27 protein-coding genes and 1 tRNA gene are annotated in these 25,010 nt (G+C 68.6%); 6 read left to right on the top strand and 22 right to left on the bottom strand.

Annotated elements, in window-relative coordinates; genetic code table 11:
- Position 1 precedes the first annotated feature (1 nt).
- Genes ACFE87_RS01680 through ACFE87_RS01670 form a run of 3 tightly spaced genes read left to right on the top strand, consistent with a single transcriptional unit; the run spans position 2 to position 2,753 of the window.
- Complete coding sequence (locus tag ACFE87_RS01680; RefSeq protein WP_375457873.1) at positions 2-637, top strand: 3-hydroxyacyl-CoA dehydrogenase family protein; 636 nt, start codon at positions 2-4, stop codon at positions 635-637.
- Positions 634-1,752, top strand: a complete 1,119-nt coding sequence (locus tag ACFE87_RS01675) for a CaiB/BaiF CoA transferase family protein (protein ID WP_375457872.1) — start codon at positions 634-636, stop codon at positions 1,750-1,752. The genes ACFE87_RS01680 and ACFE87_RS01675 overlap by 4 nt, the downstream gene beginning before the upstream one ends.
- A complete protein-coding gene (locus ACFE87_RS01670) occupies positions 1,749-2,753 on the top strand; it encodes an NADPH:quinone oxidoreductase family protein (RefSeq protein WP_375457871.1) in 1,005 nt (334 codons plus the stop codon). Before ACFE87_RS01675 ends, ACFE87_RS01670 begins: the two co-directional genes overlap by 4 nt.
- A gap of 30 nt (positions 2,754-2,783) precedes the next feature.
- Here ACFE87_RS01670 and ACFE87_RS01665 read toward each other — a convergent pair whose 3' ends face one another.
- The 10 genes from ACFE87_RS01665 to coaD all read right to left on the bottom strand — a co-directional run bounded on the left by ACFE87_RS01665 (position 2,784) and on the right by coaD (position 8,532).
- Positions 2,784-3,170 (bottom strand): hypothetical protein, encoded by a 387-nt coding sequence (locus ACFE87_RS01665; RefSeq protein WP_375457870.1) that lies wholly within the window; start codon positions 3,168-3,170, stop codon positions 2,784-2,786.
- Positions 3,167-3,382 (bottom strand): hypothetical protein, encoded by a 216-nt coding sequence (locus ACFE87_RS01660; protein WP_375457869.1) that lies wholly within the window; start codon positions 3,380-3,382, stop codon positions 3,167-3,169. The genes ACFE87_RS01665 and ACFE87_RS01660 overlap by 4 nt, the downstream gene beginning before the upstream one ends.
- Positions 3,383-3,394: 12 nt before the next feature.
- Positions 3,395-3,991, bottom strand: a complete 597-nt coding sequence (locus ACFE87_RS01655; protein WP_375457868.1) for an acyltransferase family protein — start codon at positions 3,989-3,991, stop codon at positions 3,395-3,397.
- Positions 3,992-4,001: 10 nt separating this feature from the next.
- Positions 4,002-4,078: transfer RNA gene (locus ACFE87_RS01650), tRNA-Lys, on the bottom strand.
- 153 nt (positions 4,079-4,231) lie between these two features.
- Positions 4,232-5,377: a tRNA guanosine(34) transglycosylase Tgt gene (gene tgt / locus ACFE87_RS01645; protein ID WP_375457867.1), complete on the bottom strand. Its 1,146-nt coding sequence runs from the start codon at positions 5,375-5,377 to the stop codon at positions 4,232-4,234.
- The gene (gene queA / locus ACFE87_RS01640) at positions 5,374-6,459 is read right to left on the bottom strand and encodes a tRNA preQ1(34) S-adenosylmethionine ribosyltransferase-isomerase QueA (protein WP_375457866.1); all 1,086 of its coding nucleotides are present in this window, start codon (positions 6,457-6,459) and stop codon (positions 5,374-5,376) included. The genes tgt and queA overlap by 4 nt, the downstream gene beginning before the upstream one ends.
- A 64-nt stretch (positions 6,460-6,523) precedes the next feature.
- On the bottom strand, positions 6,524-6,991 hold the full coding sequence (locus ACFE87_RS01635) for a peptidylprolyl isomerase (RefSeq protein ID WP_375457865.1): 468 nt from the start codon (positions 6,989-6,991) through the stop codon (positions 6,524-6,526).
- A gap of 1 nt (position 6,992) precedes the next feature.
- Positions 6,993-7,403 (bottom strand): hypothetical protein, encoded by a 411-nt coding sequence (locus tag ACFE87_RS01630; RefSeq protein WP_375457864.1) that lies wholly within the window; start codon positions 7,401-7,403, stop codon positions 6,993-6,995.
- Positions 7,400-7,954 carry a peptidylprolyl isomerase gene (locus ACFE87_RS01625; protein WP_375457863.1) on the bottom strand — a complete coding sequence of 185 codons (555 nt, stop codon included), beginning with the start codon at positions 7,952-7,954 and terminating at the stop codon, positions 7,400-7,402. Before ACFE87_RS01625 ends, ACFE87_RS01630 begins: the two co-directional genes overlap by 4 nt.
- Before the next feature lie 71 nt (positions 7,955-8,025).
- The gene (gene coaD, locus ACFE87_RS01620; RefSeq protein WP_375457862.1) at positions 8,026-8,532 is read right to left on the bottom strand and encodes a pantetheine-phosphate adenylyltransferase; all 507 of its coding nucleotides are present in this window, start codon (positions 8,530-8,532) and stop codon (positions 8,026-8,028) included.
- A gap of 87 nt (positions 8,533-8,619) precedes the next feature.
- On the opposite strand from coaD, the gene ACFE87_RS01615 reads away from it, so the two are divergent.
- Entirely contained in the window at positions 8,620-9,207 is a 588-nt protein-coding gene (locus tag ACFE87_RS01615) for a Uma2 family endonuclease (protein ID WP_375457861.1), read from the top strand.
- A gap of 16 nt (positions 9,208-9,223) precedes the next feature.
- Here the strand turns inward: ACFE87_RS01615 and gyrA are convergent, their stop codons facing one another.
- The 10 genes from gyrA to ACFE87_RS01565 all read right to left on the bottom strand — a co-directional run bounded on the left by gyrA (position 9,224) and on the right by ACFE87_RS01565 (position 21,346).
- The gene (gene gyrA / locus ACFE87_RS01610; RefSeq protein ID WP_375457860.1) at positions 9,224-12,031 is read right to left on the bottom strand and encodes a DNA gyrase subunit A; all 2,808 of its coding nucleotides are present in this window, start codon (positions 12,029-12,031) and stop codon (positions 9,224-9,226) included.
- 189 nt (positions 12,032-12,220) lie between these two features.
- On the bottom strand, positions 12,221-13,348 hold the full coding sequence (locus ACFE87_RS01605) for a M20 family metallopeptidase (RefSeq protein WP_375457859.1): 1,128 nt from the start codon (positions 13,346-13,348) through the stop codon (positions 12,221-12,223).
- A 12-nt stretch (positions 13,349-13,360) separates the two neighbouring features.
- Positions 13,361-13,888, bottom strand: coding sequence for a single-stranded DNA-binding protein (locus tag ACFE87_RS01600; RefSeq protein ID WP_375457858.1), 528 nt, complete (start codon positions 13,886-13,888; stop codon positions 13,361-13,363).
- Positions 13,889-14,217: 329 nt separating this feature from the next.
- The gene (locus ACFE87_RS01595) at positions 14,218-15,558 is read right to left on the bottom strand and encodes a sensor histidine kinase (protein WP_375457857.1); all 1,341 of its coding nucleotides are present in this window, start codon (positions 15,556-15,558) and stop codon (positions 14,218-14,220) included.
- A gap of 141 nt (positions 15,559-15,699) precedes the next feature.
- The gene (locus ACFE87_RS01590) at positions 15,700-17,151 is read right to left on the bottom strand and encodes a pyruvate dehydrogenase complex dihydrolipoamide acetyltransferase (protein WP_375457856.1); all 1,452 of its coding nucleotides are present in this window, start codon (positions 17,149-17,151) and stop codon (positions 15,700-15,702) included.
- A gap of 3 nt (positions 17,152-17,154) precedes the next feature.
- Positions 17,155-17,742, bottom strand: coding sequence for a Uma2 family endonuclease (locus ACFE87_RS01585; RefSeq protein ID WP_375457855.1), 588 nt, complete (start codon positions 17,740-17,742; stop codon positions 17,155-17,157).
- Positions 17,739-18,242, bottom strand: a complete 504-nt coding sequence (locus tag ACFE87_RS01580) for a GFA family protein (RefSeq protein WP_375457854.1) — start codon at positions 18,240-18,242, stop codon at positions 17,739-17,741. The genes ACFE87_RS01585 and ACFE87_RS01580 overlap by 4 nt, the downstream gene beginning before the upstream one ends.
- Positions 18,243-18,261: 19 nt before the next feature.
- Positions 18,262-19,743 (bottom strand): pyruvate dehydrogenase complex E1 component subunit beta, encoded by a 1,482-nt coding sequence (locus ACFE87_RS01575; protein WP_375457853.1) that lies wholly within the window; start codon positions 19,741-19,743, stop codon positions 18,262-18,264.
- A 171-nt stretch (positions 19,744-19,914) separates the two neighbouring features.
- The gene (gene pdhA / locus ACFE87_RS01570; protein WP_375457852.1) at positions 19,915-20,955 is read right to left on the bottom strand and encodes a pyruvate dehydrogenase (acetyl-transferring) E1 component subunit alpha; all 1,041 of its coding nucleotides are present in this window, start codon (positions 20,953-20,955) and stop codon (positions 19,915-19,917) included.
- A 79-nt stretch (positions 20,956-21,034) separates the two neighbouring features.
- Complete coding sequence (locus ACFE87_RS01565; RefSeq protein WP_375457851.1) at positions 21,035-21,346, bottom strand: septum formation initiator family protein; 312 nt, start codon at positions 21,344-21,346, stop codon at positions 21,035-21,037.
- Between the two features lie 136 nt (positions 21,347-21,482).
- Here ACFE87_RS01565 and ACFE87_RS01560 point away from each other — a divergent pair, with 136 nt between their 5' ends.
- Entirely contained in the window at positions 21,483-21,992 is a 510-nt protein-coding gene (locus tag ACFE87_RS01560) for a YbjN domain-containing protein (protein WP_375457850.1), read from the top strand.
- On the opposite strand, the gene ACFE87_RS01555 is transcribed toward ACFE87_RS01560, so the two are convergent.
- Together ACFE87_RS01555 and eno are read right to left on the bottom strand one after the other, a co-directional pair.
- Positions 21,982-22,956 carry a DMT family transporter gene (locus ACFE87_RS01555; protein ID WP_375457849.1) on the bottom strand — a complete coding sequence of 325 codons (975 nt, stop codon included), beginning with the start codon at positions 22,954-22,956 and terminating at the stop codon, positions 21,982-21,984. The genes ACFE87_RS01560 and ACFE87_RS01555 overlap by 11 nt on opposite strands.
- Positions 22,957-23,042: 86 nt before the next feature.
- Positions 23,043-24,326, bottom strand: a complete 1,284-nt coding sequence (gene eno / locus ACFE87_RS01550; RefSeq protein ID WP_375457848.1) for a phosphopyruvate hydratase — start codon at positions 24,324-24,326, stop codon at positions 23,043-23,045.
- Between the two features lie 127 nt (positions 24,327-24,453).
- Between eno and ACFE87_RS01545 the strand changes: the two genes are divergently transcribed.
- Positions 24,454-25,002, top strand: coding sequence for a redoxin family protein (locus ACFE87_RS01545; protein WP_375457847.1), 549 nt, complete (start codon positions 24,454-24,456; stop codon positions 25,000-25,002).
- Positions 25,003-25,010: the final 8 nt, after the last annotated feature.

Genomic DNA, 25,010 nt, shown 5'->3' with positions numbered 1-25,010 from the left:
GATGCGCTACGCCATCGTCGGCGACCTCCGCCGCTCCTTCCCCGAGGGCGACCCCGTCCTGGCCGGGGCCGGCCCGATCGAAGGGGCCGACGTCGTTCTCTATCTCGGCGCGCCGCTTGTTCCCGATCCGGACCGGGCCGCCATCCTGGTCGAACTCGGGACCGAGAGCCTCGGCGCCCATACCGGCGAGAACGCGGGCGAGGAGGGCTCGAACGTCCTCGGCTTCGCCCGCTACCGCAATGGCGCGGATGCGCCGTCGCGCCTCGTCGAACTCGTCCGGCAGCGGAACACGCCGGAGAGCGCCATCGCGGCCGCCCGCGCGATGCTGGAAGGAGCCGGGCTCGCCGTTGCCCTCTGCACCGACCAGGCCGGCCGCATCCTCGATCGCCTCGTCCGCCCGAAATACAACGCGGCCCTGCGCTTCCTCGACGAGGGCCTCGCGACCCAGAAGGACATGGACCTGACCTGCCGGCTCGGCCTCGGCTACCCGACCGGCCCGATCGAGCGCGTCATGTCGGGCGGTCTCGCACACCACCACGACGTGACGCGCGCCCTCTTCGAGACCTATGGCACCCCGGGCTATGCGCCCGCACGCCGCGCCGTCGTCGCGGCGGCCCGGGCGGGAGAGGGATCGTGAGGCCGCTCGAAGGCCTCTTCGTCCTCGATTTCTCGACGCTCCTGCCCGGCCCGATGGCTGGGCTCCTCCTGGCCGAGGCGGGCGCCGAGGTCGTGAAGGTCGAGCGCGAGGGCAGCGGCGAGGAGATGCGGGGCTACGCGCCGCTTTGGGGCGGCGACGGCGTCAATTTCGCGCTGCTCAACCGCGGCAAGAAGAGCATCGCCCTCAACCTGAAAGACGAGGCGGCGCGGGCGAAATTGCTGCCGCTCGTCGAGAAGGCCGACATCCTGCTCGAGCAGTTCCGGCCCGGCGCGATGGCGCGGCTCGGCCTCGACTACGCGACGCTGTCGGGCATCAATCCGCGGCTGATCTACTGCTCGATCACCGGCTACGGCCAGACCGGCCCGAAGCTGAACGCGGCCGGCCACGACCTGAATTACATCGGCGATTCCGGTCTACTCGCGCTGTCGATGGGCGAGCCTTCGCGGGGCATTGTGCCGCCGGCGCTGATCGCCGACATCGCGGGCGGCGCCTATCCGGCCGTGATCAACATCCTGCTCGCGCTCCGGGAGCGCGACCGGACCGGGGTGGGCTGCCATCTCGACATCGCCATGACCGACAACCTCTTCCCCTTCACCTATTGGGCCATGGGCAACGGCCTCGCCGCCGGAGAGTGGCCCGGCAACGGCACTGACCTCGTGACCGGCGGCTCACCCCGCTACCAGCTCTACGGTACGGCCGACGGACGCGTGGTCGCGGCCGCCCCGCTCGAGCAGAAATTCTGGGTCACGTTCTGCGAGTTGATCGGGCTCGATCCGGCACTCCGCGACGACAGCCGCGATCCGGACGCGACCCGGACCGGCGTCGCGGCGCTGATCGCGCGCGAAACGGGCGAGCATTGGCGCGCCCTCTTCGCCGGCAAGGATTGCTGCTGCTCGGTCGTCGCGACCATCCGGGAGGCGATGGACGACCCGCATTTCCAGGCGCGCGGCCTGTTCGACCGCCGGGTCACGAATTTCGACGGGCAGAGCCTCCCGGCCCTCCCCGTCCCGATCGCCCCCGCCTTCCGCGAGGACGCGAGCGTCTCGCGTGAGACGCCCGGTCTCGGCGCCCATAACCAGGATTACCTCCGATGAAGGGCGTGCTCGTTCGGGAGTTCCGACCCTTCGCGGAGGTCGAGGTCACTGAGATGCCCGACCCCTCGCCCGGGCCGGGCGAGGTCGTCGTCGACGTGAGCGCGGCCGAGGCCAATTACCCGGACATTCTCGTCATCGAGGGCAAGTACCAGATCAAGCCGCCCCTGCCCTTCTCGCCCGGCAAGGCGGCAGCCGGCCGGGTCTCCGCGATAGGGCCCGAAGTTGACGGCATTCGGATCGGCGACCGCGTCGCCGTGCAGGTCGAATACGGCGCCTATGCCGAGAAGGTGCGGGTCCGGGCCGAGAGCTGCTTCGCGATGCCGGACGGCATGCCCTTCGAGAAGGGAGCGGCGCTCGGCCTCGTCTACCAGACCGCCTGGTTCGCGCTGAAGGATCGGGCCGGCTTCAAGCCCGGCGAGGTCGTGCTCGTCCTCGGCGCCTCGGGCGGCATCGGCGTCGCCGCTCTCCAGCTTGCGAAGGCGCTCGGCGCGAAGACCGTGATCGCGGGCGTTCTCGGCGCGCCGAACGCGGAGGTCGCGCGGCGCGCCGGGGCGGATCACGTCGTCGAACTCTCGGGCGAGGACCTGCGCGACCGGCTCCGGGCGGAGATCTCGGCCGCGACCGACGGGCATGGCGCCGACATCGTCATCGACCCGGTCGGGGGCGAGGCGAACGCGGCCGCGCTCCGGGCCATGGCCTGGTGCGGCCGCATGGTCATCATCGGCTTCGCCAGCGGCGAGATCCCGAGCATCAAGGCGAATTATCTGCTGGTGAAGAACATCGCTGTCTCGGGCCTGCAATGGTCGGATTACCGAGATCGGACCCCGGAGCGGGTGCGCGAGGCTCAGACCGAGATCTTCGACCTTTTCAGCCAGGGCCGGCTCGACCCCTATGTCAGCCGCGTCGTCCCGCTCCAGCGCTTCCACGAAGCACTGGCGGCGCTGCGCGACGGCCAGGCCCAGGGCAAGATCATCCTGTCCGTCGGCGGCGGCGACACCTGAGAAGGGCAGAGCGGCAGCGCGTCTGCCTTGTCAGGAGGCGCGCCGCGCCCGCCTGCCTGTCGGGACCAATCGCGAGAGCCAGGACCTGAATGCCTCCGTCCGGTCCTCGGTCAGACGGGCGAAAAGATCCGAGACGAGGAGGACGACGGCGAGCGCGAGCGCGAAGGCCGAATAGGCCCACGGTCCGGGAATCTCGATCCCGTGCCGCCCCAGGACGGATTCGAGCAATGCGCCTGTCATGATCGCGACCGGAACGTGCAGGGCGTAGAGCGAGAATGAGAATTCGGCGCCGCGGCGGACCAGCCGCCCGCAATCGAGAGCCAGGATGCGCGGGCAGGCGACCGCCAGGCCCAGCCCCACGGCGATGCCAATATCCGTGAGGGCGATCGGCACGGCTCGAAGGCGAGCGACCATCATCCAGGCTGCGACGAGCGCGAGGCCAACGGCCCCGATCGGCCATGAGACGCCACCTCGCGCGGCGAGGCGGGCCGCGGCAGCCCCGATGCCCAGGTCGCGAACAGGACCAGGAAATCCGCCGGCAGCAGGAACACGATGCCGGCCACGACCGACGCCGTCGTCACCAGCCGTATCGCGACCGGCAGGCGGATGACCCAGACAGCCAGCAGCAAGGGGCCGAGGCCCTAGAAGACCCATTCATAGGCGAGCGACCAGAGCGGCGGGTTCAGCCCCAGGACCGGGCAGGCAAGGGCCTGCAGGCTGGCGAGATGGCAGGCCAGCTGTGTCCAGCCCCAGCCGCCCGTCACGGGGATCAGCTCGAGAGGCCGCAGGCCGAAGAGGCGGGTCTGGTCGAGGTATCCCGTCCCGATCGCCTCGATGAGGATCGTGACGCCGAGCGCCGGCACCAGCACGACGTAGATTCGGCTGAACCGAGCCACGACATACCGGCCGATCGCGAAGTCGCCCCTCGCGAGAAGCTGCCACGCGCGTCCACCGATCAGGAACCCGCTCACGACGAAGAACAGGATCATCGCCTCGCGATGAACGCCCGTGACGAGATAGAAAAGCTTCGTCGCGAGGCCCGGATCCGCGACCTCGGTGATGCTGCGGAAGAAGAGGCTGCGGAGATGCCCCAGCACGACGAGGAGCGCCGCCACGAGACGAACTGCGTCGAGGAACGGCCACCGTTCGATGCGTCCGAGTTGCGGCTGGACGCGGCCAGCTTCGGTGGGCCCGTTTTCCTCCCGACCCTCGTGTGAAGCGGCGATCGTAGACAGCACCGGCATTCCATGGTGAGCGCGCTGGGACTCGAACCCAGGACCTACTGATTAAAAGTCAGTTGCTCTAACCGGCTGAGCTACGCGCCCCACGGAACGCGTCAGATAGGAGGAAGGACGGGGCCGGTCAAACGCGGACCAGGCGATGCCGGGTTCGGCATCATCGACGAGCCACATTCCGGGTCCGCGTGGGTCACCCGAAGGCGGGCCGCGGTGGCTTGGCGGCCGCTCGGCGGCGTCACGTCAAACGGAGTCCGGCTCTGCCGCCTTGCGTTGGCCCGTGGCCCAACCTTCGCGGATGGTCGCAGCATGATCCTGCAGCCGCTCGCCTTCAATCGATGCACGAAGGCCTACCATCAAGTCATTGTAATAGCTCAGATTATTCCAGGTCAGGAGCATCATGCCGAGGATCTCTCCCGAGCGCACGAGGTGGTGCAGGTAGGCCCGGGAATAGGTCGACGAGGCCGGGCATGAGGAGGCCCGATCGAGCGGCCGCGGGTCGTCGGCGAAACGGGCGTTGCGGAGGTTGAGGCGGCCGTGGCGGGTATAGGCGAGCCCGTGCCTGCCGGCCCGGGTCGGCATGACGCAGTCGAACATGTCGATTCCGCGCAGCACCGATTCCACGATGTCGTCCGGCGTGCCGACCCCCATCAGGTAGCGCGGCTTAGACCCCGGCAGATGTGGGACCACCGTTTCCAGCACCCGCAGCATCGTTGCCTGCGGCTCGCCGACCGCGAGGCCGCCGACCGCGTAGCCGCCGAGGTCGAGTTCGACCAGCGCGCGGGCACTCTCGGTCCGGAGCGCGTCGTCGTCGCCGCCCTGCACGATCCCGAACAGAGCCCGGCCGGGCTGGGTCCCGAAGGCTGCGAGGCTGCGCTCGGCCCACCGAAGCGAGAGCCGCATCGCCTTCTCGACCGCCTCGGGCGGCACCGGCAGCCGCACGCATTCGTCGAGCTGCATCTGGATGTCGGCGCCCAGCAGTCCCTGGATCTCGATCGAACGTTCCGGGGTCAGCTCGTGCGGCGAGCCGTCGATATGCGACCGGAAGGTGACGCCGCGCTCGTCGATTTTCCGCAGCGCCGACAAGGACATGACCTGAAAGCCGCCGGAATCGGTGAGGATCGGGTGAGGCCAGTTCATCATGGCGTGCAGACCGCCGAGGCGGGCGACCCGCTCCGCCCCGGGCCGGAGCATGAGGTGGTAGGTGTTGCCGAGGACGATGTCGGCGCCGGTCGCCCTCACCTGCTCGGGCAGCATCGCCTTCACGGTTCCGGCCGTGCCGACCGGCATGAAGGCCGGCGTCCGGATCGCGCCGCGCGGCGTTCGGATGGCCCCCGTCCGGGCCTCGCCGTCACGCGCCCCGACCGCGAAGGAGAAGGTCCCGCTCACCGAGCCCCGCCCCGTTCGATAAGGCTGGCGTCCCCATAGGAGTAGAAGCGGTAGCCGCGCGCGATGGCGGCCGCATAGGCCTCCTGCATGCGGTCGAGCCCGGCAAAGGCCGAGACCAGCATGAACAAGGTCGAGCGCGGCAGGTGGAAATTGGTGAGCAGCATGTCGACGGCCCGGAACCGGTAGCCCGGCGTGATGAAGATGTCCGTCGTACCCTCGAAGGGCCGGACCTGCCCGTCCCGGTCGGTCGCGCTCTCGAGGAGCCGGAGCGCCGTCGTGCCGAGCGCGACGATGCGGCCACCACTCTCCCGCGCCGCGTTCAGGGCAGCAGCGGTGACTTCGTCGACCCGGCCCCATTCGGGATGCATGCGGTGGTCCGCCGTATCCTCAGCCTTGACCGGCAGGAAGGTGCCCGCCCCCACATGCAGCGTCACGCGGTGATGGCTAACGCCGCGCGCGGCGAGCGACGCGAGCAGGTCCTCGGTGACGTGCAGGCCGGCGGTCGGGGCCGCGACGGCGCCCGGCTCGCGCCCGTAGATCGTCTGGTAGTCGACGCGGTCGCGGTCGTCCGCCGGCCGCTTGCTGGCGATATAAGGCGGCAGCGGCACCTCTCCGAACGCCATGATGGCCTCGTCGAGCGCCGGACCCTGGAACGCGAAGCGGAGACCGATCTCGCCCTCTTCGCCCTTGCTCGTGACCTCGGCGTCGAGACTCGCGAGGAGGCAGGCCTGGCTCTCGCGCTCGTCGCCGAAGCGGATGTGGTCGCCAACCGCGAGCCGCTTCGCCGGGCGCGCGAAGGCGAGCCAGGAATCGGGGCCGGTCCGGCGATGCAGCATCACCTCAACCCGGGCGACCACGTCGCCGCGGGCCCGCACGCCGCGGAGCCGCGCCGGCACCACGCGTGTGTCGTTCAGGACGAGGGCGTCGCCCGGCCGGAGCAGGCCGGCCAGGTCGGGGACGGTCCGGTCGGCCACCTCGCCCGAAGCCTGCACGTGGAGCAGCCGCGCGGAATCGCGCGGCACCGCCGGCCGGAGCGCGATCAGGTGGTCGGGCAGCTCGAAATCGAAGAGCTCGACGTTCACGGTGTCCCGGATGGTTCGGGGAGGAGGCGAGCGCGCCGTGGCGGCGCGTCGCGCTCCTCGCCGATCACGCCGCGTCGGCGGCGATGCGGGCCTTCACGATCCGGTCGGGGTCGCGAACGGGCTCGCCGCGCTTGAAGGCGTCCACGAACTCCATCCCTTCGGTGACCTCGCCCCAGACCGTGTATTGGCGGTCCAGGAAGCTGGAATCCGCAAAGCAGATGAAGAACTGCGAATTGGCCGAGTTCGGGTTCGAGGACCGGGCCATCGAGCAGACGCCGCGCTTGTGCGGCTCGGCGCTGAATTCCGCCTTCAGATCCGGGTATTTGGAGCCGCCCGTGCCGGTGCCGGTCGGGTCGCCGCCCTGCGCCATGAAGCCGTCGATGACGCGGTGGAAGACCACCCCGTCGTAGAAGCCCTCGCGGGCCAGCGTCTTGATCCGCTCCACGTGGCCGGGCGCGAGATCGGGCCGAAGCCGGATCGTCACATCGCCCTTGGTGGTCTCCAGGATCAGCGTATTCTCGGTATCGGACATCTCAGGCTCCTCGTCCCTGGGGACTTCTGTAGACCAAACGAACCGCGAAGACCCGGCCGGCGATGGCCTGGCCGAGACTCGCGGCAATGTTGAAGGGCTGGCACGCCTGGACGGCCGCGACGGCCGACCGGGCCAACAGGTCGCGCGCCCGGCTGTCCGGCGGCAGCCCCACGAAACTCACCCGCTGCTCGCCCTGGAGGCTGCCATCCACCCTGAGGCTGAACCGGACCGTGGCGTCGAGCCACTCGAAGCGGCGGAGCCCGTCCGGAACCGTCCAGCAGGCCCGCACCGCCGCCGACACGTCGCGCAAAGTCCGAAGGGCGGGCCGCATCTCGTCCGCGAGGCCGGGAGCCGGCAGGCCCGCCGCCGCGGCGCCCGCGAGCGCGACGGCGGCCGCGCGAGCGCCGATCAACCGGCGTCCGCCAGCACCATCTTCACGATCTTGTCGGGGCTGGAGACGGCACCGTTATTCGCCTGCGTCCCCTTCTTGACCTTGTCGATCTGCTCCATGCCGGACGTGACCTCGCCGACGACGGTGTATTGGTTGTTCAGGAAGCTCGATTCCGCGAGGCAGATGAAGAATTGGGAATTGGCGGAGTTCGGGTCCTGCGAACGGGCCATCCCGACCGTGCCGCGCCGGAACGGGGTCGCCGTGAACTCGGCCGGCACGTTCGGCAGGTCGCTGCCGCCGGTGCCGTTGCCCTTCGGGTCGCCCGTCTGGGCCATGAAGCCAGGGATCACGCGGTGGAACACGAGGCCGTCATAGAAGCCGCGCTTCACGAGCGCCTTGATCTGCGCCACGTGCTTCGGCGCGAGGTCGGGCCGGAGCCGGATCGTGACCCGCCCGCCCTTGGTGTCGAGATAGACGAGATCGGCCTTGTCAGACTGGGCGAGAGCCGGAAGAGCGGCGGTCGCGCCTAGAGCTGCGAGAGCCAAGCGGCGCGTCGTGGTCGAGTGTGTCATCCTGCGATCCTTCGATGTCGTGAAGCCGTGATCCTCGGATCCGGCGATCCTGTGACGCCCTGATCCAGGGCTCAGGCGGGTGTCGGGGCGAAGCGCGCCCGAAGCCGCGCGGCGACGGCGGGCGGCACGAAAGGCGAAGCGTCGCCGCCCATCGCGGCGATCTGCCGGACGAGCGTGGCCGTGATGGGGCGGACCGGCGGCGAGGCCGGCAGAAAGACGGTCTGGATCGCCGGCGCCATCGTCTCGTTCATGGAGGACATCTGGATCTCGTAATCGAGATCCGTGCCGTCCCGCAGGCCCCGGATGATGACGGTCGCGCCGTGTGCGCGCGCAGCCTCGACCGCGAGGCCGCCGAAGGTCGTGACCTCGAGCGCCGTCCCGGCCTCGTCCGCGAAGGGCCGGCACACCTCATGCAGCATCTCCGTCCGGTCCTCGACCGTGAAGAGCGGCGCCTTTGCCGGATGCACGCCGATCGCCACGACGAGCCGGTCCACGAGCCTGACGGCATGCCGGATCACGTCGACATGGCCGTTCGTGACGGGGTCGAAGCTGCCGGTATAGAGCGCCGTGCGGGACATCCGGTGGCGTTAGCCGCTGACGGCAAGCGGAGCAAGGGAGCGGGCGGCGCAGCGGTCGTTATGCTATCCTGCACTCAGGGGACCGACATGAGCACAGCCGCGCTTCGATCCGAGACGCACCTGGAGGTCGGTGCCTTCCTCCGCTTCCTCGACAGCCGGGCGGGCGAAAGATGGGAGCTGCTCGACGGCCAGCCGGTCCTGATGGTCGGCGGGACCCGCGCCCACGCCCGGATCGCCGGCAATCTCCTCGAGGCCGTCCGGCCCCAGGCGCGGGCACGCCGATGCGATGCGCTGGCTGGTCTCCTCGTCGAGACGCCCAGCGGATCGGCCTTCGAGCCCGACCTCCTGGTCGAGTGTTCGCCGGGGCGGCCGCAAGACCGGACGACCGAGACGCCGGTCATCGTCTTCGAGGTGCTCTCGCCGTCGACGATGCATTTCGACCGGAGCGAGAAGGCACGCCGCTACCGGGCGATCCCGAGCCTGCAGCAGCTCGTCTTCGTCTACCAGGACAGCGTCCGGGTCGAATCCTGGCTTCGGCAGGACGGGGAGTGGCTCCCCGCCCCCCATCAGGTTCTGGTCCAGCGCGAGGACTCCCTTGCCCTCCCGGTCATCGCGGGATCGCTCCCGCTCGCCGCGATCTACCTCGACGTCGTGCCGAACCCGCTCTGCGTATGAGCCCGGTTCGGCGGCCCTAGACCGACCCGTCCGGCGGCGTCCCGCCTTCGGCGATCTCGTCGGCCTCGGGCGGCGGGGTCTCGTCGTCCTCGCCCTCGAGATGCTCGACCGAGACGACCTTCTCGCTCGCATGCGCCCGGAAGACGGTGACGCCCTGCGACGGGCGGCCGGCGATTCGGATGTCGTGGACCGGCACCCGGATCAGCTGGCCGCCATCGGTGACCAGCATGATCTGGTCGTCATGCCCGACCGGGAAGGAGGCGACGAGCCGGCCGTTCCGCCCGCCCGTCGCCATGGCGACGATGCCCTTCCCGCCCCGTCCCGTGATCCTGTACTCATAGGATGACGTGCGCTTGCCGAAGCCGCGCTCCGAGAGCGTGAGCACGAATTGCTCGGCCGCATCCATCTCGGCGTATTTCGCGCCGAGCTCGATCTCCTGGGTCGGCGGCTCCTCGCCGTCGGCGACGACGGCCGCGGCCGCTTCCTGGGCCGTCTCCTCGACCGGCTCGCTGCCCGTGGCACGACGCATCGCGAGCGACCGTTTCAGATAGGTGGCACGTTCCTCGGGCGTCGCTTTAACGTGGCGGAGGATCGCCATCGAGATGACAGCGTCATCCTTGCCCAGCGCGACGCCCCGGACGCCGGTCGAATCGCGTCCCTTGAAGACCCGGACTTCCGGCACGGCAAAGCGGATGCATTGGCCGCCGGCGGTGGTCAGCAGCACGTCGTTGTCCACGGTGCAGATCGCAACGCCGACAATGTGGTCGCCCTCGTCGAGCTTCATCGCGATCTTGCCGTTGCGGTTCACCTGGACGAAATCGGAGAGCTTGTTCCGCCGCACGCCGCCCGAGGCGGTCGCGAACATGACGTCGAGCGTGTCCCAGGTCTCCTCGTCCTCGGGCAGGGGCAGGATGGTCGTGATGCGCTCGTCCTGCTGCAGGGGCAGCATGTTGACGAGCGCCTTGCCGCGCGCGTTCGGCGCGGCGAGCGGGAGCCGCCACACCTTCTCCTTGTAGGCCTGGCCGCGCGAGGAGAAGAACAGGATCGGCGTGTGGGTGTTCGCGACGAAGAGCCGTGTGACGAAATCCTCGTCCCGGGTCTGCATGCCCGAACGGCCCTTCCCGCCGCGGCGCTGGGCCCGGTAGGTCGAGAGCGGGACCCGCTTGATGTAGCCCGCATGGGACACGGTCACGACCATGTCCTCGCGCTGGATCAGGTCCTCGTCGTCGACGTCGGAAGCCCAGTCCAGGATCTCGGTCCGGCGCGGCGTGCCGAAGGCGGAGCTTGCCGCATTCAGCTCGTCCTTGATCATGTCCATGATGCGGGTACGCGAGCGCAGGATTTCGAGATAGCTTGAGATTTCGCCTGCAAGTCCTTGCAACTCATCGCCAACCTCGTCCCGCCCGAGGGCGGTGAGGCGGGCCAGGCGCAGCTCCAGGATGGCGCGGGCCTGGATGTCGGAGAGCCGGTAGGTTTCGTCGTCCGCGATCCGATGGCGGGGGTCGTCGACCAGCAGGATCAGTGACGCGATATCGGCGGCCGGCCAGTCCCGGTCCATCAACTGCTCGCGGGCGGTGTTCGGGTCGGGCGCGGTCCGGATCAGCCGGATGACCTCGTCGATATTGGCGACCGCGATGGTGAGGCCGCAAAGGACGTGAGCCCGGTCGCGAGCCTTGCCGAGCAGGAACTTGGTCCGTCGGCTGACCACCTCCTCGCGGAACTCGACGAAGGCCCGGATGAAGTCGCGCAGCGTCAGCGTCTCCGGCCGGCCGCCATTCAGCGCCACCATGTTGGCGCCGAAGCTCGTCTGCATCGGGGTGTAGCGGTAGAGCTGGTTCAGCACGACGTCCGGCAGGGCGTCGCGCTTGATCTCGACCACGATCCGCATGCCGTCCCGGTCGGATTCGTCGCGGAGCGCCGCGATACCCTCGATCCGCTTCTCGCGGACAAGCTCGGCCATCTTCTCGATCAGCGTGACCTTGTTCACCTGGTAGGGGATCTCGGTGACGATGATCGCCTCGCGATCACGGATCGTCTCGGGCTTCGTCTTGGCCCGCATCACGATCGAGCCGCGGCCGGTGGTGTAGGCCGAGCGCGCGCCTGCGCGGCCGAGGATCGATCCGCCGGTCGGGAAGTCGGGTCCGGGGACGATCTCGATCAACTCGTCGATCGAGATCGTGGGATCGTCGATATAGGCGATGCAGGCCTGGACGACCTCGCGGAGATTGTGCGGCGGGATGTTGGTGGCCATGCCGACGGCGATGCCGCCGGCGCCATTCACCAGCAAATTCGGATACTTGGCCGGAAGAACGACGGGCTCGCGTTCGCGCCCGTCATAGTTCGGCTGGAAGTCGACGGTGTTCTTGTCGAGATCGTCGAGGAGCGGCATCGCGGCCCGGTCGAGCCGCGCCTCGGTGTAGCGTTCGGCCGCCGGAGGGTCGCCGTCGACCGAGCCGAAATTGCCCTGCCCGTCGATCAGCGGCAGCCGCATGGAGAAGGGCTGCGCCATCCGGACGAGGGCGTCGTAGATCGCGAGATTGCCGTGCGGATGGTACTTGCCCATCGTGTCGCCGACGATGCGGGCGCATTTGCTGTAGGGCCGGTCCGGGGTCTGGTTGTTCTCGTGCATCGAGAACAGGATGCGGCGGTGGACGGGCTTGAGGCCGTCGCGGGCATCGGGCAGCGCCCGGCTCACGATCACGCTCATCGCGTAATCGAGATAGGACCGCTTCATCTCGTCGACGATCGAGACCGACCTGATGTCCGAGGCAGGGTCCTGGGGTGGGCGACCCTCGTCCGGCGGGTCGTTGTCGCTGTCAGCCAAAGTCTGTCACCTGAACTACACCCGCATCGTCTATCCGATTCAGCCGCGTTCGGCCAACCGGGCGGCGCCTTGGGGGAACCGGCGCGCGATAGGGAAAACGCAAGCCGATTGAGGCGCTTGCGAGCACCATCTTGATATGGCGCGCGAGGAGCCGCACCGCAACCGGCGCGGTCTCCACACCCGTTTCGCTCAGCGCAGGTTCTGCAGGAGGCTCGCCATCAGCCGCGCCCGCGGCACGAAGCTCGAAACCAGGGCATGTTCCGAGAGGGTGTGAGCACCGTCCCCGTCGACCCCGAGGCCGTCGAGCGTCGGGATGCCGAGGGCGGCCGTGAAGTTTCCGTCCGAGCCGCCGCCGGTCCGCGGCACCTCGCCCAGATCCAGGCCGATCTCGGCCGCGAGCGCTCGGGCCTGCTCGTAGAGAGCTGCAATCGCCTCGGTCCGCTCGTAGGGCGGTCGGTTCATGCCGCCCGTGATCCGGAGCTTGATGTCCGGGCCGCGCGGCTGCAACGCGAGCAGCTTCTCTTCCAGGGCTTCGCCATCGGATGCCGTCACGACCCTGAGGTCGACCGAGAAGCGGCAATGCTGCGGGATCACGTTCTGGGCCGTGCCGCCCGAGACCAGCCCGACCGTCGTCGTGATGCCGCGGTCGTAATCCGTCATGCCCTCGATCGAAGTGATGTGCATGGCGGCTTCCCGGATGGCGCTGCGGCCGTCGGGATGGCGCGAGCCGGAATGGGCGGGCCGCCCCTCGACCTCGAACTCGAACCGGCCGACGCCCTTGCGCGACGTCACGCATTTGCCGCCGTCGCGGGCGGGCTCGGTCACGAGCACGGCGGAAGCCCTGCGACCGAGATCCTCGATGATCCCGCGCGTCGTGGGCGATCCGATCTCCTCGTCCGACGTAAACAGGAAGGTCATGGGACGCGGCGCTGCGCCGGACTTCGCGACCGCGAGGAAGGCCCGGAAGGCCAGATAGGCGCCGCCTTTCATGTCGTAAATGCCGGGCCCGTAAAGCCGGTCGCCGTCGCGCCGGATCGGCAGGTCGCGCGCCAGCGTGCCGAGCGGATGCACCGTGTCCAAATGTGACAGGACCAGGATCCCGGGATCACCGGATCCAGGGCCGGCCCGCAGGATCACGCTGTCGCCGAGCCCGTCGCGCCCCGCGACGCGCTCCACGGCCACACTCGAGGTCGAGGCCTCGTCGAACGCGAGGTCCATGACGCGGTTCACACCTGCCGGGTCCGAGGTCGGTGATTCCACCGCGGTCCAAGCCGAGATGCCGCGGACGAGGTCCGCCTCGTCGAAGGACGGACGCATCAGGGTCCAGCCCTAGAACGGGATGTCGTCGTCGAGGTCCTTGGCGTAGCCGCCCCCGCCGCCGCCACTTCTCTCGCCGCCGGCCATCGCGGGCTTGCGCTCCATCGGGCCCGAGCGGCCGAAATCGCCGCCCCGGCTGACTTGGCCGCCGCCCGTATCCTCACCGAAATCGGAGGAGCCGCCGCCGCTGCGCCCGCCAAGCAAGGTCAGCTCGCCGCGGAAGCGCTGGAGGACGATCTCGGTCGTGTACTTCTCCTGGCCGGACTGGTCCTGCCATTTCCGCGTCTGCAGCTGACCCTCGATGTAAACGGTCGAACCCTTCTTCAGGTACTGCTCCGCGATCCGTCCGAGGTTTTCGTTGAAGATGACGACGGAGTGCCACTCCGTCTTCTCCTTGCGCTCGCCGGTCTGCTTGTCCTTCCAGCTCTCGGACGTAGCGAGTCTCAGGTTGACGATCGGGTCGCCCGAGCCCGTGCGACGGACCTCCGGATCGCGCCCGAGATTGCCGACCAGGATCACCTTGTTCACGCTTCCGGCCATGACACACTCCACTTGCCGCGCAGACCCGGCACCTTGGCGACAGGAACTCCCATCGGCAAGTGCGAGCCCGCTTCCGTCCTCACGCTTTTCGTTCTATCTTTGTTCTCGTGCTGCCACAAGGCGGCAAGCCGCCCGCCTGGAGCAGGAACCTTGCAGCGGTAACGGTGGTTCGGCCAGGACATCGTCATCGCTTCAGCCGAGAACGGCGATGCCAACCAGGATTTTGTGCGTCGTTCTCGGGGCGGTTGTCCCGGTGATCAGCGTCGGATGGCTGATCGCCTATCACTGACTGCTGCCGAGGTCGGCGGTCGGACGGTCCGCCACGGCCATCACGACCGCGACGGCAGGCGCGCCTGCAGCCGGCAGACCAGGCCGCCCGGCGCGAAGTCCATGACGACGTCGCCTTCGAGATCCTGAGCGAGGTTTCGCTCGATCAGCTTTCGCCCGAAGCCCAGTCGGGTCGGCGGCGTGACAGGCGGTCCTCCGGATTCGACCCAGCTCAGATGCAGCGGCCGATCGGGTGAGGCTGCGACGTCCAGACCCCAGGCGATCGAGACACGGCCCGAGGAGATCGACAGCGCGCCGTATTTCAGCGCGTTGGTGGCGAGTTCCTGCAGCGCCATGGCGAGCGCGAGAGCCGAGCGCGGCGAGAGTCGCAGGCTCTGACCCTCGACGGTGAAGCGCTCGCCCACTCCGGCTCGGTATGGGTCGAGGGCCTGATCGACGATCTCCCTCAGCTCCGCCCCGTCCCAGCTCTCGCGTGTCAGGACATCATGGGCCCGGGACAAGGCGAGAAGGCGCGACTCGAAGGCGTGCCGGGCCTCTTCCGTCGTCGCCTCACGGCGAAGGCTCTGGACCGCGATTGACTGGACCGTCGCGAGCGTGTTTTTCACGCGGTGGTTCAGCTCGTTGATCAGCAGCTTCTGGTGCAGTTCGGCGCGCTTGCGGTCGGTCACGTCACGGTGGGCGCCGATCAGCCGAACCGCCCGGCCGTCGAGGCCTCGCTCGATCTCGGCCGAAGCCGCGATCCAGCGCGTCTCCCCATCCGACGGGCGGACGATCCGATACTCCGCCTCGTATTGCACCGCATGTCCCTCGACGGCGCGCCGGAAATCGCCGTCGACCTTCTCCCGGTCCTCCGGGTGGATACGGGCCACCCAATCCTCGTGCGGCTCGTCGGCGGCTTCGGGCGGGAGGCCGTGCAGCTTCAGATATTCCGGCGAGCGGCGGTTCCGGAACCCTGCCGTGAGTTCGACCTGAAGACTACCGATGCCGACGATGCGCTGGACATGGGCGAGCTCGGCCTCGCGCTGCCTGAGCGCGGTTTCGTCCGCCCGGCGCTCGGTCACGTCGCGGAAGGAGATCCCGACGCCGTCCGGAATGGGATAGAAACGCCCCTCGAGCCACCGATCCGGTCGGATCGCGGAGCGAGCCGTGATCTCTCCGGCCCGGCCCTCCATCGCGGCCCGCAGGAGGGGCTCGACCCCCGCGATGCTGAGAACCGGGATGACCTCCCAGAGGAGCCGTCCGAGAACCTCGCTCCGCGGGAAGCCGAAGAAATCTTCCGAGCCGCGATTGAAGACGGTGAGGCGCCAGTCCCGATCGACCGCGTAGAAACACTCGCCGATGCCGTCGAGGATGGCGACGAGGCGCTCTTCGCTGGCATTCACGGGTAAGTTCGCCTCGGCCGCCCCCCGCGAGCATGTCGGACCACGATCAAGACCGTCCGATGCAGTCTGGGTTCGGCCCATGGCCAGGTCCGCCGTTCCGAAGGGCGAGAGGCGTTCGTGACACGGCGCAAAGGAACGGGCTCACACCAGCATCGCCATCGGGTTCTCGACGAGCTGCCGGAAGGCGGCGATCACCTCGGCGCCGAGCGCGCCGTCGATGGCGCGGTGGTCGCAGGAGAGGGTCGCCGACATCACGGTCGCGACCGCCGGCTGACCGCCCTTCGCGACGACCCGCTTCTCGCCCGCGCCGACCGCCAGGATGGTCGAGTGCGGCGGGTTGATGATGGCCGTGAACTGCTTGATGCCGAACATGCCGAGATTGGAGAGCGCGGTCGAGCCGCCCTCGTATTCGGCGGGCTTCAGCTTCCGGGTCTTCGCGCGTGCGCCAAAGTCCTTCATGGCGTTCGAGATGGCCGAGAGGCTCATCGTGTCGGCCTTGCGGATGATCGGCGTGATCAGGCCCTCGGGGATCGCGACCGCGACGCCCACATCGACATGCTTGTGCCGGAGCATCGAGCCCTCGGTCCAGGACACGTTCGCGGCCGGCACCCGCATCAGCGCGAGCGCGTGCGCCTTGATCATGAAATCGTTGACGGAAAGCTTGTAGGCGGGCTTGCCGTCCTTGTCCTTGGGCGCGGCACCGTTCAGCTGCTCGCGGAGCGCGAGCAGAGCGTCGAGGTCGCAATCGACGGTGAGATAAAAATGCGGCGTCGTCTGCATCGAGGCCGCGAGGCGGCGCGCGATGGTCTTGCGCATGTTGTCGTGCGGGATCTCCTCGAAGGAGCCCGGCTCGAAGAATTTCTTGATCTGCGTGTCCGACATGGACGGCGCTGCTGCCGGAGCGGCGGCCCCGGGGGCCGGAGCCGGGGCCGCAGCGGGGGCCGGCGCGGCGGGCTTGGCCGTTTCGGGTGCGGCGGCCTTCGCGCCGCCGCCAGCGATGGCAGCCTGGACGTCGGCCTGGACGACGCGGCCATGCGGGCCGGAGCCGGCGACCGCCGCGAGGTCGATGCCGCCGTCTTTCGCGATCCGACGCGCGAGCGGCGAGGCGAAGACCCGGCCGCCCTCATGCGAAGGCCCGGCGCCGTTGGTCTTCGGTGCAGCGGGGGCGGCGGCGGTCGCCGGGCCCTGCGGGGCCTGGTCGACCCGGGCATAGGATTTCTGGGCGTCGGCATCCGAGGTCGCCGCCGGTTCGGCCGTCGGCGCAGAGGCACGCGCCTCCTGCTTGGCCGGCTCCGCCGCGGTCGCGGCCTTCGGGGCCGCGTCGCCTGCCTCGACGGTCTTCGGGTCCTCGCCCTCACCGGCGATCACGCCGATGACCTGGTTCACCGGCACGTCGGCCGTGCCCTCGGGCACCGTGATCTTCGCCAGGATTCCCTCGTCCACGGCCTCGACCTCCATCGTGGCCTTGTCGGTCTCGATCTCGGCGATCACGTCGCCCGACTTGATGGAATCGCCCTCCTTCTTCAGCCACTTGGCGAGGTTGCCCTTCTCCATCGTCGGCGAGAGGGCGGGCATGAGGATGTTGGTCGGCATGGGTCAGGCCTCGGTCGAGGGCGTATCGAAGGGAAGAGGTCGTCGATCGGGAAACCGATCGCGTCGAAGGGCGCGACCCGGACCTCGTCGCCGCGCTGGATGGTGGCGGGTAGCAGCCACTGCGAGCCGGTCAGTTCGAAAGCCTCGAGCTCGCCCGCGACCGGGTCGAGCAGCCAGAGATGGCCGATCCCGGCCTCCGGCATAGATCCGCCGCTTGGCGCCGCGATCGACCCGGGCGGTCGAGGGAGACAGGACCTCACAAACCCAATCCGGAGCCGTCTCGAGATAGGCGGTGTCGGGAAGCTCGGTCAGGCGCTCGCGCCGCCAGCCCGCGAGATCGGGTACCACGACCTGATGGCCGAGATGCAGTTCCGGCTCGACGATGAAGACCCAGCCTCCCGGGCCGCCGCGGCCGCGCTGGAATGGCCCGGTCAGCTCATAACTCAACGCCGACGCGGCCGCCCCGTGACGAGGACGGGGGCGCGGATAGGTCTCGAGCATGCCGTCGATGATCTCGCCGACGAGATGCTCAGGCAAAGCCTCGATATCGGCGTAGGTCGCCGGCAATGGCATGGCGCGGGCGCTACTCACGGCAGGCGTACCGGAGACGGTTCGGCCCGGGCCGCCGAGGCAGACGTGAAGGCGATCGCGACCGGCATCCAATAGCCGCGCCGCCGCGCGAGCCGCGCCTCCACCGTCTCGCCGGCATAGCTCACCGGCTCCGGCGCGCGGCCGTCGAACTCCGGCACACCGAGGCCGCCGACATTGACGACGGCGACCGGCGGATCATCCGGCTGGATCGCCGCGACATAGCTGCCGCAGGCGGCGCAGAGGAGGTAGTCGGCGGTGCGAAGCCCGAAGCGGTAGCGGAGCAGGCTGTCCGGACCCTCGACCCGGATGATGGCCTGACCGTCCGGGTCGGAGATGGTGCGGGCGCCCCTCCGGCCGCAGAACTCGCATTGGCAGGCGCGCAACAGCAGCGAGGCCGGCGGCCGCGAGAGCTTGAGATCGACCTGGACGGCGCCGCAATGGCAAGAGCCGGCCGGCAGGAGGTCGTGCGACACGAGGGGTTGCGACGATTCAGCCAACATCTCGGGTCACCGAACGATCCTACCGGTAGCAGACGGCCTTCGCCGCCCGGACGACCTCGCCGACATTCGGCAACGCGAGCTTCTCGAGATTGGCCGCATACGGCATCGGCACGTCCTTGCCGGTGACCCGGGCCACCGGGGCGTCGAGATAGTCGAACGCCTCTTCCATGATCTTCATGCCGATCTCGGCCGTGACGCCCGATTGCGGGAAGCCTTCCTCGACGGCGACGCAGCGGTTGGTCTTCTTCACCGATTCGATGATCGTCGCGATGTCCATCGGCCGGATGGTGCGGAGATCGATGACCTCAGCCTCGATCCCCTCCTTGGCGAGTTCCTCGGCCGCCTTCAGCGCGTAGGTCATGCCGATCGAGAAGGACACGATGGTGACGTCCTTGCCGGTCCGGTGGATGCGGGCCTTGCCGATCGGCAGGACGAAATCGTCGAGCTTCGGCACCGGCATCGACTGGCCGTAGAGGATCTCGTTTTCGAGGAAGATGATCGGATTCGGATCCCGGATCGCGGCCTTGAGGAGGCCCTTCGCGTCCGCCGCCGTATAGGGTGCGATCACCTTGAGGCCGGGCACGTTCGAATACCAGGCGCTGTAATCGTGGCTGTGCTGGGCGCCGACGCGGGCGGCGGCCCCGTTCGGGCCGCGGAACACGATCGGGCAGCCCATCTGCCCACCGGACATGTAGAGCGTCTTCGCGGCCGAATTGATGATCTGGTCGATTGCCTGCATGGCGAAATTGAAGGTCATGAACTCGACGATGGGCCGGAGCCCCGCAAGCGCCGCGCCGACGCCGAGGCCGGCGAAGCCGTGTTCGGTGATCGGCGTGTCGATGACGCGTTTCGGGCCGAATTCCTGCAGGAGGCCCTGGGTCACCTTGTAGGCGCCCTGATATTCGGCGACCTCCTCGCCGATCACGAACACGTCGCCCGAGCGGCGCATCTCCTCGGCCATCGCGTCGCGGAGCGCCTCGCGCACCGTCATCTGAACCATCTCGGTCCCGTCCGGTACCTCGGGCCTCGCGATCTGCTGCGGCTGCGGCGGAGCGGCTACGGCGGAGGGCGCCTTCGCGGTGGCCGGGATCGCGCCGGGCGCGGCCGCCGGCTGCGATTCCCGGGCCTTCATCTCGGCCGCGGGCTGCTCGGCCGCCTTCGAATCCTGGGCCTGGGCCTGGGCCTGAGCCGGGCCGCCCGCATTCGGCGGCTCCGAGGCGCCGTTCGTCTTCGGAGCGGCTGCGGCCGAGACGTCCTCGCCCTCGGCCGCGATCACGCCGATCGGGGTGTTCACGGCGACATTCTCGGTGCCGTCGCCGACCAGGATCTTCGCCAATACGCCCTCGTCGACCGCCTCGACCTCCATCGTAGCCTTGTCGGTCTCGATCTCGGCCAGGACGTCGCCCGCCTTGACCGGGTCGCCCTCCTTCTTCAGCCATTTCGCGAGCTTGCCCTGCTCCATCGTGGGCGAAAGGGCGGGCATCAGGATGTCGGTCGGCATCGAACGCTCGTGTCAGGTTTTGGCGGCTGCCTGCTCCCCGCCCCTCATCCTGAGGTGCGAGCGCAGCGAGCCTCGAAGGACGCACCGAACCGTCCCCCATGCTTGGACATCGAGCCTTGTCAGGCTCGGCACCTCAGCATGACGGGCGTCGGGACGCATAACTGTTGTGGCCTATGCCTCGAGCAGGATGTCGGTCCACAATTCCGACGGATCCGGCTCGCGATCATGGGTCGCGAACTCGGCCGCATCGTTGACGATCTCGCGCACCTTGCCGTCGAGGCTCTTGATCTCGTCCTCGCCGACCTTGTGCGTCTCGAGCAGACGCTTCCGGATCATCTCGATCGGGTCACGCTCCTCGCGCATTTTGGTGACCTCGTCCTTCGAGCGGTATTTCGCTGGATCGGACATCGAGTGGCCGCGGTAGCGATAGGTCTGCATCTCGAGGATGTAGGGCCCGTTGCCGTTGCGGGCGAACTCGATCGCGCGGCCGGCGGCTTCGCGGACCGACCGCACGTCCATCCCGTCGACCTGCTCGCCCGGAATGTTGAAGGAGGTGCCGCGCTTCGAGAAATCGGTCTGGGCCGAGGCGCGGGCAACGGAGGTCCCCATCGCGTAGCGGTTATTCTCGATCACGTAGACGACCGGCAGCTTCCACAGCTCGGCCATGTTGAAGCTCTCGTAGACCTGACCCTGGTTCGCGGCGCCGTCGCCGAAATAGGTCATCGAGACCTTGCCGTCCTCACGGTACCAATTGGCGAGGCCGAGCCCCGTCCCGAGAGAGACCTGGGCGCCGACGATGCCGTGCCCACCGTAGAAGGCCTTCTCCTTGGAAAACATATGCATGGAGCCGCCCTTGCCGTGGGAATAGCCCCCTCGGCGGCCGGTCAGTTCCGCCATGACCCCGCGCGGGTCCATGCCGCAGGCGAGCATGTGGCCATGGTCGCGGTAGCCGGTGATGACTTGGTCGCCGTCCTTCGCGGCCATCTGCATGCCGACGACGACCGCCTCCTGGCCGATATAGAGGTGGCAGAAGCCGCCGATCAGCCCCATGCCGTACATCTGGCCCGCCTTCTCCTCGAAGCGGCGGATCAACAGCATGGACCGATAGGCGGACAGATCCTCCTCGCGCGAGAAGGGTGGAGGTGCGTTCGCGGGCAGGCTCGTCTCACCTTCCGGAGCGCCGCTCGACACGCGCCCTGCAACCGCCGCCATCCTGGCTCCTCCGACCTGACTTCCCGGATTGCTAGACCAGTCGCGCGGCGAAAGCGAGAGGCGGCTCGCCGGCCGAGGCTCAGGGCGTGACGATGACGACGTCGTTCTTGTGCACCCGGCCCAGCAGGATGCGTCCCCTCTCCTCGAGAAGGTCGCGGTCGATCTGACCCGCCCGCAGCAAGGCCAGGCGTCGTTCCCAATCGCCGCGCTCGGTCCGGGCCGCCTCGAGTTCCTTGTTGACCTCGAAGATCTGGATTTTCAGCACCTGTTTCGCGTCGAAGCCGCGATTGCCCGTCCGGGCATTGTGCAGGAAATACCAGACGAGCCCCGCCGCCAGCCCATAGGCGACGAGAGGGATCAGAACGGCTCTGAGGCGCCGACGAACGACCATGGCGGGACGATGCCGCCTCGTGGTTAAGGGCGGGTTACGGCGAGGCCCTCGCGCTCAGTCTCCGTTCGTGCTTGCGCTCTCGCCTGCGCTCGCCGACAGCGACGACGGCGCAGATGGGAGCGCCGAGGGTCATCGTATGAAAGCTCTTCCTCATCTGACCGCCTGCCTTCTTCTCGCGATCGGGACGGCCACGACGCAGGCGCAGGTCAATCAACTGGGCCAGGGACAGCGGCCGGCTCCGACCGCGTCGGGCGAGCCCGTGGAGCGGGTCACCGTGGAACAGGTCGCAAAGCTCTTGCAGGATTCAGGCTATCGCGCCGAGATCGTGCAGGGCACGCGGAACCGCTACATCCGGAGCGGGCTGAGCGGTCGCCGGATCGCGATCTACATGTACGATTGCAAGGAGGAAGCCTGCGGCTCCTTCCAGTTCTCCGCCATCTTCGTCAAGAATCCGAAATACACGCTGGACTTCGTGAATGCCTGGAACAAGGCGAGGCGCTACGCCAAGGCCTATCTCGACAACGACGGCGACCTCAATTTCGAGTGGGACATCGACCTGGACGGCGGCGTGACGAACGATTTCCTGAAGACAACTATCTTGTCCTTCGAGAACTACCTCGGCACGTTCGACAAATTCACGCCGTAGGGTCTCGCGGGGCGGGCGGCGTGGCCGTCGACCGATTGCCATACGCGGAGAGCGCGAGGCCAACGACGATCAAAGCGATGGCGAGGGCCTGCAGGGGGCCCGGCCATTCGCCAAGGATCGGGATGGCCGAAACCGTCCCGATGACCGGGATCAAGGGCGGGAAAAGCTGCGTTCCGGAGGCCCCGAGCACCTTTACGCCGTGGCCCCAGAGCCACAGGGCGATGATCGAGTTCAGCACGCCCTGATAGGCCGCCTGAAACAGGACGAGGGCGACGGGGACCTGGAGCAGCCTGGGTTCCAGGAACGCGAAATAGATCGGCACGTAGGCGAGGGACAGCACCGCGGCGATGGCAGCGCCCGTCATGGCTCCGACCCGCCAGCGATGGAGAAGCACCGGGTAGAAGCCCCACAGGAGGCCGGTGAGGAAGAAGCAGAAATCGCCGAGCAGGATCGAGCTGGATCCACTCGTCGTGCCCGCGATCGCCATCAGGACGAGTCCCGACAGCGCGAGCGCGAGGCCGATCCGCGCGAGCCAGGGCGGCAGCCGGCCCGCCATGACCATCACGTAGACGACGCCCACGACCGTCACCGTCCCGGGCCCGAGCGCCGCGCCATGCGCGGCCGGCGCATAGGTCACGCCGAGGCTCATCAGGAGCGTGATCGTTGCACCGCAGGTGAGGGCCAGCACCACCCCCCTGCCCCAGCCCACCCCGGCGCAATCGCGGAGCCCGCGACTGACGAGGAAGGGCAGCAGGATCGGGCCGGAGATGCCGAACCGCAGGAAGACGAGGTCGTAGGCCGTCAGTCCATGCTGCACGGCGTAGCGGCTGATCGCGAAATTGGCGCCGAAGATCAGCATCGCGACCAGCATGGACGCGACGGCGAGATGGGGAGTCCAGCGAAGACCCGGTCGGGAGACGAGCACGGCCGGACCATAGCGGCCCGGCTCCGGATGGCCATGCACGGCCGCGCCGGTCAGGCCACCGCTGATGCGGGTTGCGGGCTGCCTCCCTTTCGTGAGCTAGGCACGATCGCTTTGGCCGGCCGCGATCACGCGAGGGTCTTCAGCGCCGCCCGGCCCGCATATTTCGCCGCCGCCCCGAGTTCCTCCTCGATGCGGATGAGCTGGTTGTATTTCGCGAGCCGGTCGGACCGGGACAGCGAGCCCGTCTTGATCTGCCCGCAATTTGTCGCGACCGCGAGGTCGGCGATGGTGGCGTCCTCCGTCTCGCCGGAGCGATGCGACATGACCGCGGTGTAGCCGGCCTTGTGGGCCATCTCGACCGTCGAGAGGGTCTCGGTGAGGGTGCCGATCTGGTTCACCTTGACCAGGATCGAATTCGCGACGCCGCGCCGGATGCCGTCGGAGAGCCGGGTCGTGTTGGTGACGAAAAGGTCGTCGCCGACGAGCTGGCACTTGGCGCCGACGAGGTCGGTCAGCGCCTTCCAGCCCTCCCAATCGTCCTCGGACATGCCGTCCTCGATCGAGACGATCGGGTAGGCCGCGACGAGCTTCGCCAGATATTCGGCCTGCTCCCGTCCGCTCCGGGTCAGGCCCTCGCCCTCGTAGGCGTAGCTGCCGTCGCGGAAGAATTCCGTCGCGGCGCAATCGAGCGCGAGCACCACGTCCTTGCCGGGCTTGAAGCCGGCCTGCTCGATCGAACCCATCACGAAGTCGAGCGCCGCCTCGGCTGAGGAGAGGTTCGGTGCAAAACCGCCCTCGTCGCCGACATTCGTGTTGTGACCGGCCTTCTTCAGCCCGGACCGGAGCGTGTGGAAGACCTCGGAGCCGATCCGGACCGCCTCGGCGAAGCTCTCCGCCCCGACCGGCATGATCATGAATTCCTGGAAGTCGATCGGGTTGTCGGCATGCGCCCCGCCATTGATGATGTTCATCATCGGCACCGGCAGCAGCCGGGCCTGGGTGCCGCCGACATAGCGATAGAGCGGCAGGCCGGAGGCTTCCGAGGCGGCCTTGGCGACCGCGAGCGAGATGCCCAGGATCGCGTTCGCCCCGAGCCGAGCCTTGTTCGGCGTGCCGTCGAGTTCGATCATGGCCTCGTCGATCTCGACCTGGTCCTCGGCCTCCATGCCGGCGAGTTCGCCCGCGAGTTCGCCGTTGACGGCCTCGACGGCCTTGAGCACGCCCTTGCCGCCGTAGCGGCTCTTGTCGCCGTCGCGGAGTTCGACGGCCTCGTGCGCGCCGGTCGAGGCGCCCGACGGGACGGCGGCGCGGCCCATCGATCCGTCCTCGAGGATCACGTCGACCTCCACCGTCGGGTTGCCGCGGCTGTCGAGGATTTCGCGCGCGGCGATGTCGATGATGGTGGTCATTCGGCCCCTCCTGTTGGAGCCCGAGGCGGTAAGCCGGCCGGTTCGCCTGTGCAAGGGACGGACGTCCGAGGATCGAGGCAACGGAATCGAAACCGATCACGTGCTGCGCTGCGGGCGGAGGAGCGGCATGACGAAGCTTTTTGCGCGCCGGAAGGTTCTGGTGGCCGCTGCCGGTGCGGCCTTGTCCGGTCTCGCTGGCTGCGGCCGTGTCGAGGGATCCGTGCTGCCGGACGTCGTCCTGCCCGCGATCTCCGGGCTGACCGGACCGAATGGCTGGGCCGTGCCGGGATTCGCCTCGGGCGAGTTCCGGAGGGGCGTCGCCCTCCTCAACGTCTGGGCGTCTTGGTGCCCGTATTGTCAGGCCGAGCACGATCACCTCCTCCGGCTCTCGCGCGACAGCCGCTTTCGCCTGCTCGGCCTCGTCTACCGGGACAGCGAGGCGAAAGCGGCCGCCTATCTCCGCCGCACCGGCAACCCCTTCGCGGCGGTGGCGAGGGACGACGGGCAGCTTTCGCGCGCCGTCGGGCAGCGCGGGGTTCCGGGAACCTACGTGGTGGCCCGCTCTGGCCGGGTTCTGACCGCCGTGCGGGGCGCGATCGACGAGAGGTCGATCGAGGGTCGGCTGATGCCCGCGATCCGGCGGGCGCTCGCGGGCGACGAGACGATCGACTCCTGAACACGCCC

Source organism: uncultured Enterovirga sp. (assembly GCF_964242715.1).
Lineage (GTDB): Bacteria > Pseudomonadota > Alphaproteobacteria > Rhizobiales > Beijerinckiaceae > Enterovirga.
Note: the sequence above shows the minus strand (reverse complement) of the source record. Positions and strands in the feature narration are given on the sequence as shown.

Coding starts and splice junctions, on each gene's coding strand:
- ACFE87_RS01680 (WP_375457873.1), top strand. CDS start 2: ATGCGCTACGCCATCGTCGGCGACCTCCGCCGCTCCTTCCCCGAGGGC.
- ACFE87_RS01670 (WP_375457871.1), top strand. CDS start 1,749: ATGAAGGGCGTGCTCGTTCGGGAGTTCCGACCCTTCGCGGAGGTCGAG.
- ACFE87_RS01665 (WP_375457870.1), bottom strand. CDS start 3,170: ATGATGGTCGCTCGCCTTCGAGCCGTGCCGATCGCCCTCACGGATATT.
- ACFE87_RS01635 (WP_375457865.1), bottom strand. CDS start 6,991: ATGTCCGATACCGAGAATACGCTGATCCTGGAGACCACCAAGGGCGAT.
- ACFE87_RS01625 (WP_375457863.1), bottom strand. CDS start 7,954: ATGACACACTCGACCACGACGCGCCGCTTGGCTCTCGCAGCTCTAGGC.
- coaD (WP_375457862.1), bottom strand. CDS start 8,532: ATGTCCCGCACGGCGCTCTATACCGGCAGCTTCGACCCCGTCACGAAC.
- ACFE87_RS01615 (WP_375457861.1), top strand. CDS start 8,620: ATGAGCACAGCCGCGCTTCGATCCGAGACGCACCTGGAGGTCGGTGCC.
- ACFE87_RS01605 (WP_375457859.1), bottom strand. CDS start 13,348: ATGCGTCCGTCCTTCGACGAGGCGGACCTCGTCCGCGGCATCTCGGCT.
- ACFE87_RS01600 (WP_375457858.1), bottom strand. CDS start 13,888: ATGGCCGGAAGCGTGAACAAGGTGATCCTGGTCGGCAATCTCGGGCGC.
- ACFE87_RS01590 (WP_375457856.1), bottom strand. CDS start 17,151: ATGCCGACCAACATCCTCATGCCCGCCCTCTCGCCGACGATGGAGAAG.
- ACFE87_RS01580 (WP_375457854.1), bottom strand. CDS start 18,242: ATGTTGGCTGAATCGTCGCAACCCCTCGTGTCGCACGACCTCCTGCCG.
- ACFE87_RS01575 (WP_375457853.1), bottom strand. CDS start 19,743: ATGCCGACCGACATCCTGATGCCCGCCCTTTCGCCCACGATGGAGCAG.
- pdhA (WP_375457852.1), bottom strand. CDS start 20,955: ATGGCGGCGGTTGCAGGGCGCGTGTCGAGCGGCGCTCCGGAAGGTGAG.
- ACFE87_RS01565 (WP_375457851.1), bottom strand. CDS start 21,346: ATGGTCGTTCGTCGGCGCCTCAGAGCCGTTCTGATCCCTCTCGTCGCC.
- ACFE87_RS01560 (WP_375457850.1), top strand. CDS start 21,483: ATGAAAGCTCTTCCTCATCTGACCGCCTGCCTTCTTCTCGCGATCGGG.
- eno (WP_375457848.1), bottom strand. CDS start 24,326: ATGACCACCATCATCGACATCGCCGCGCGCGAAATCCTCGACAGCCGC.
- ACFE87_RS01545 (WP_375457847.1), top strand. CDS start 24,454: ATGACGAAGCTTTTTGCGCGCCGGAAGGTTCTGGTGGCCGCTGCCGGT.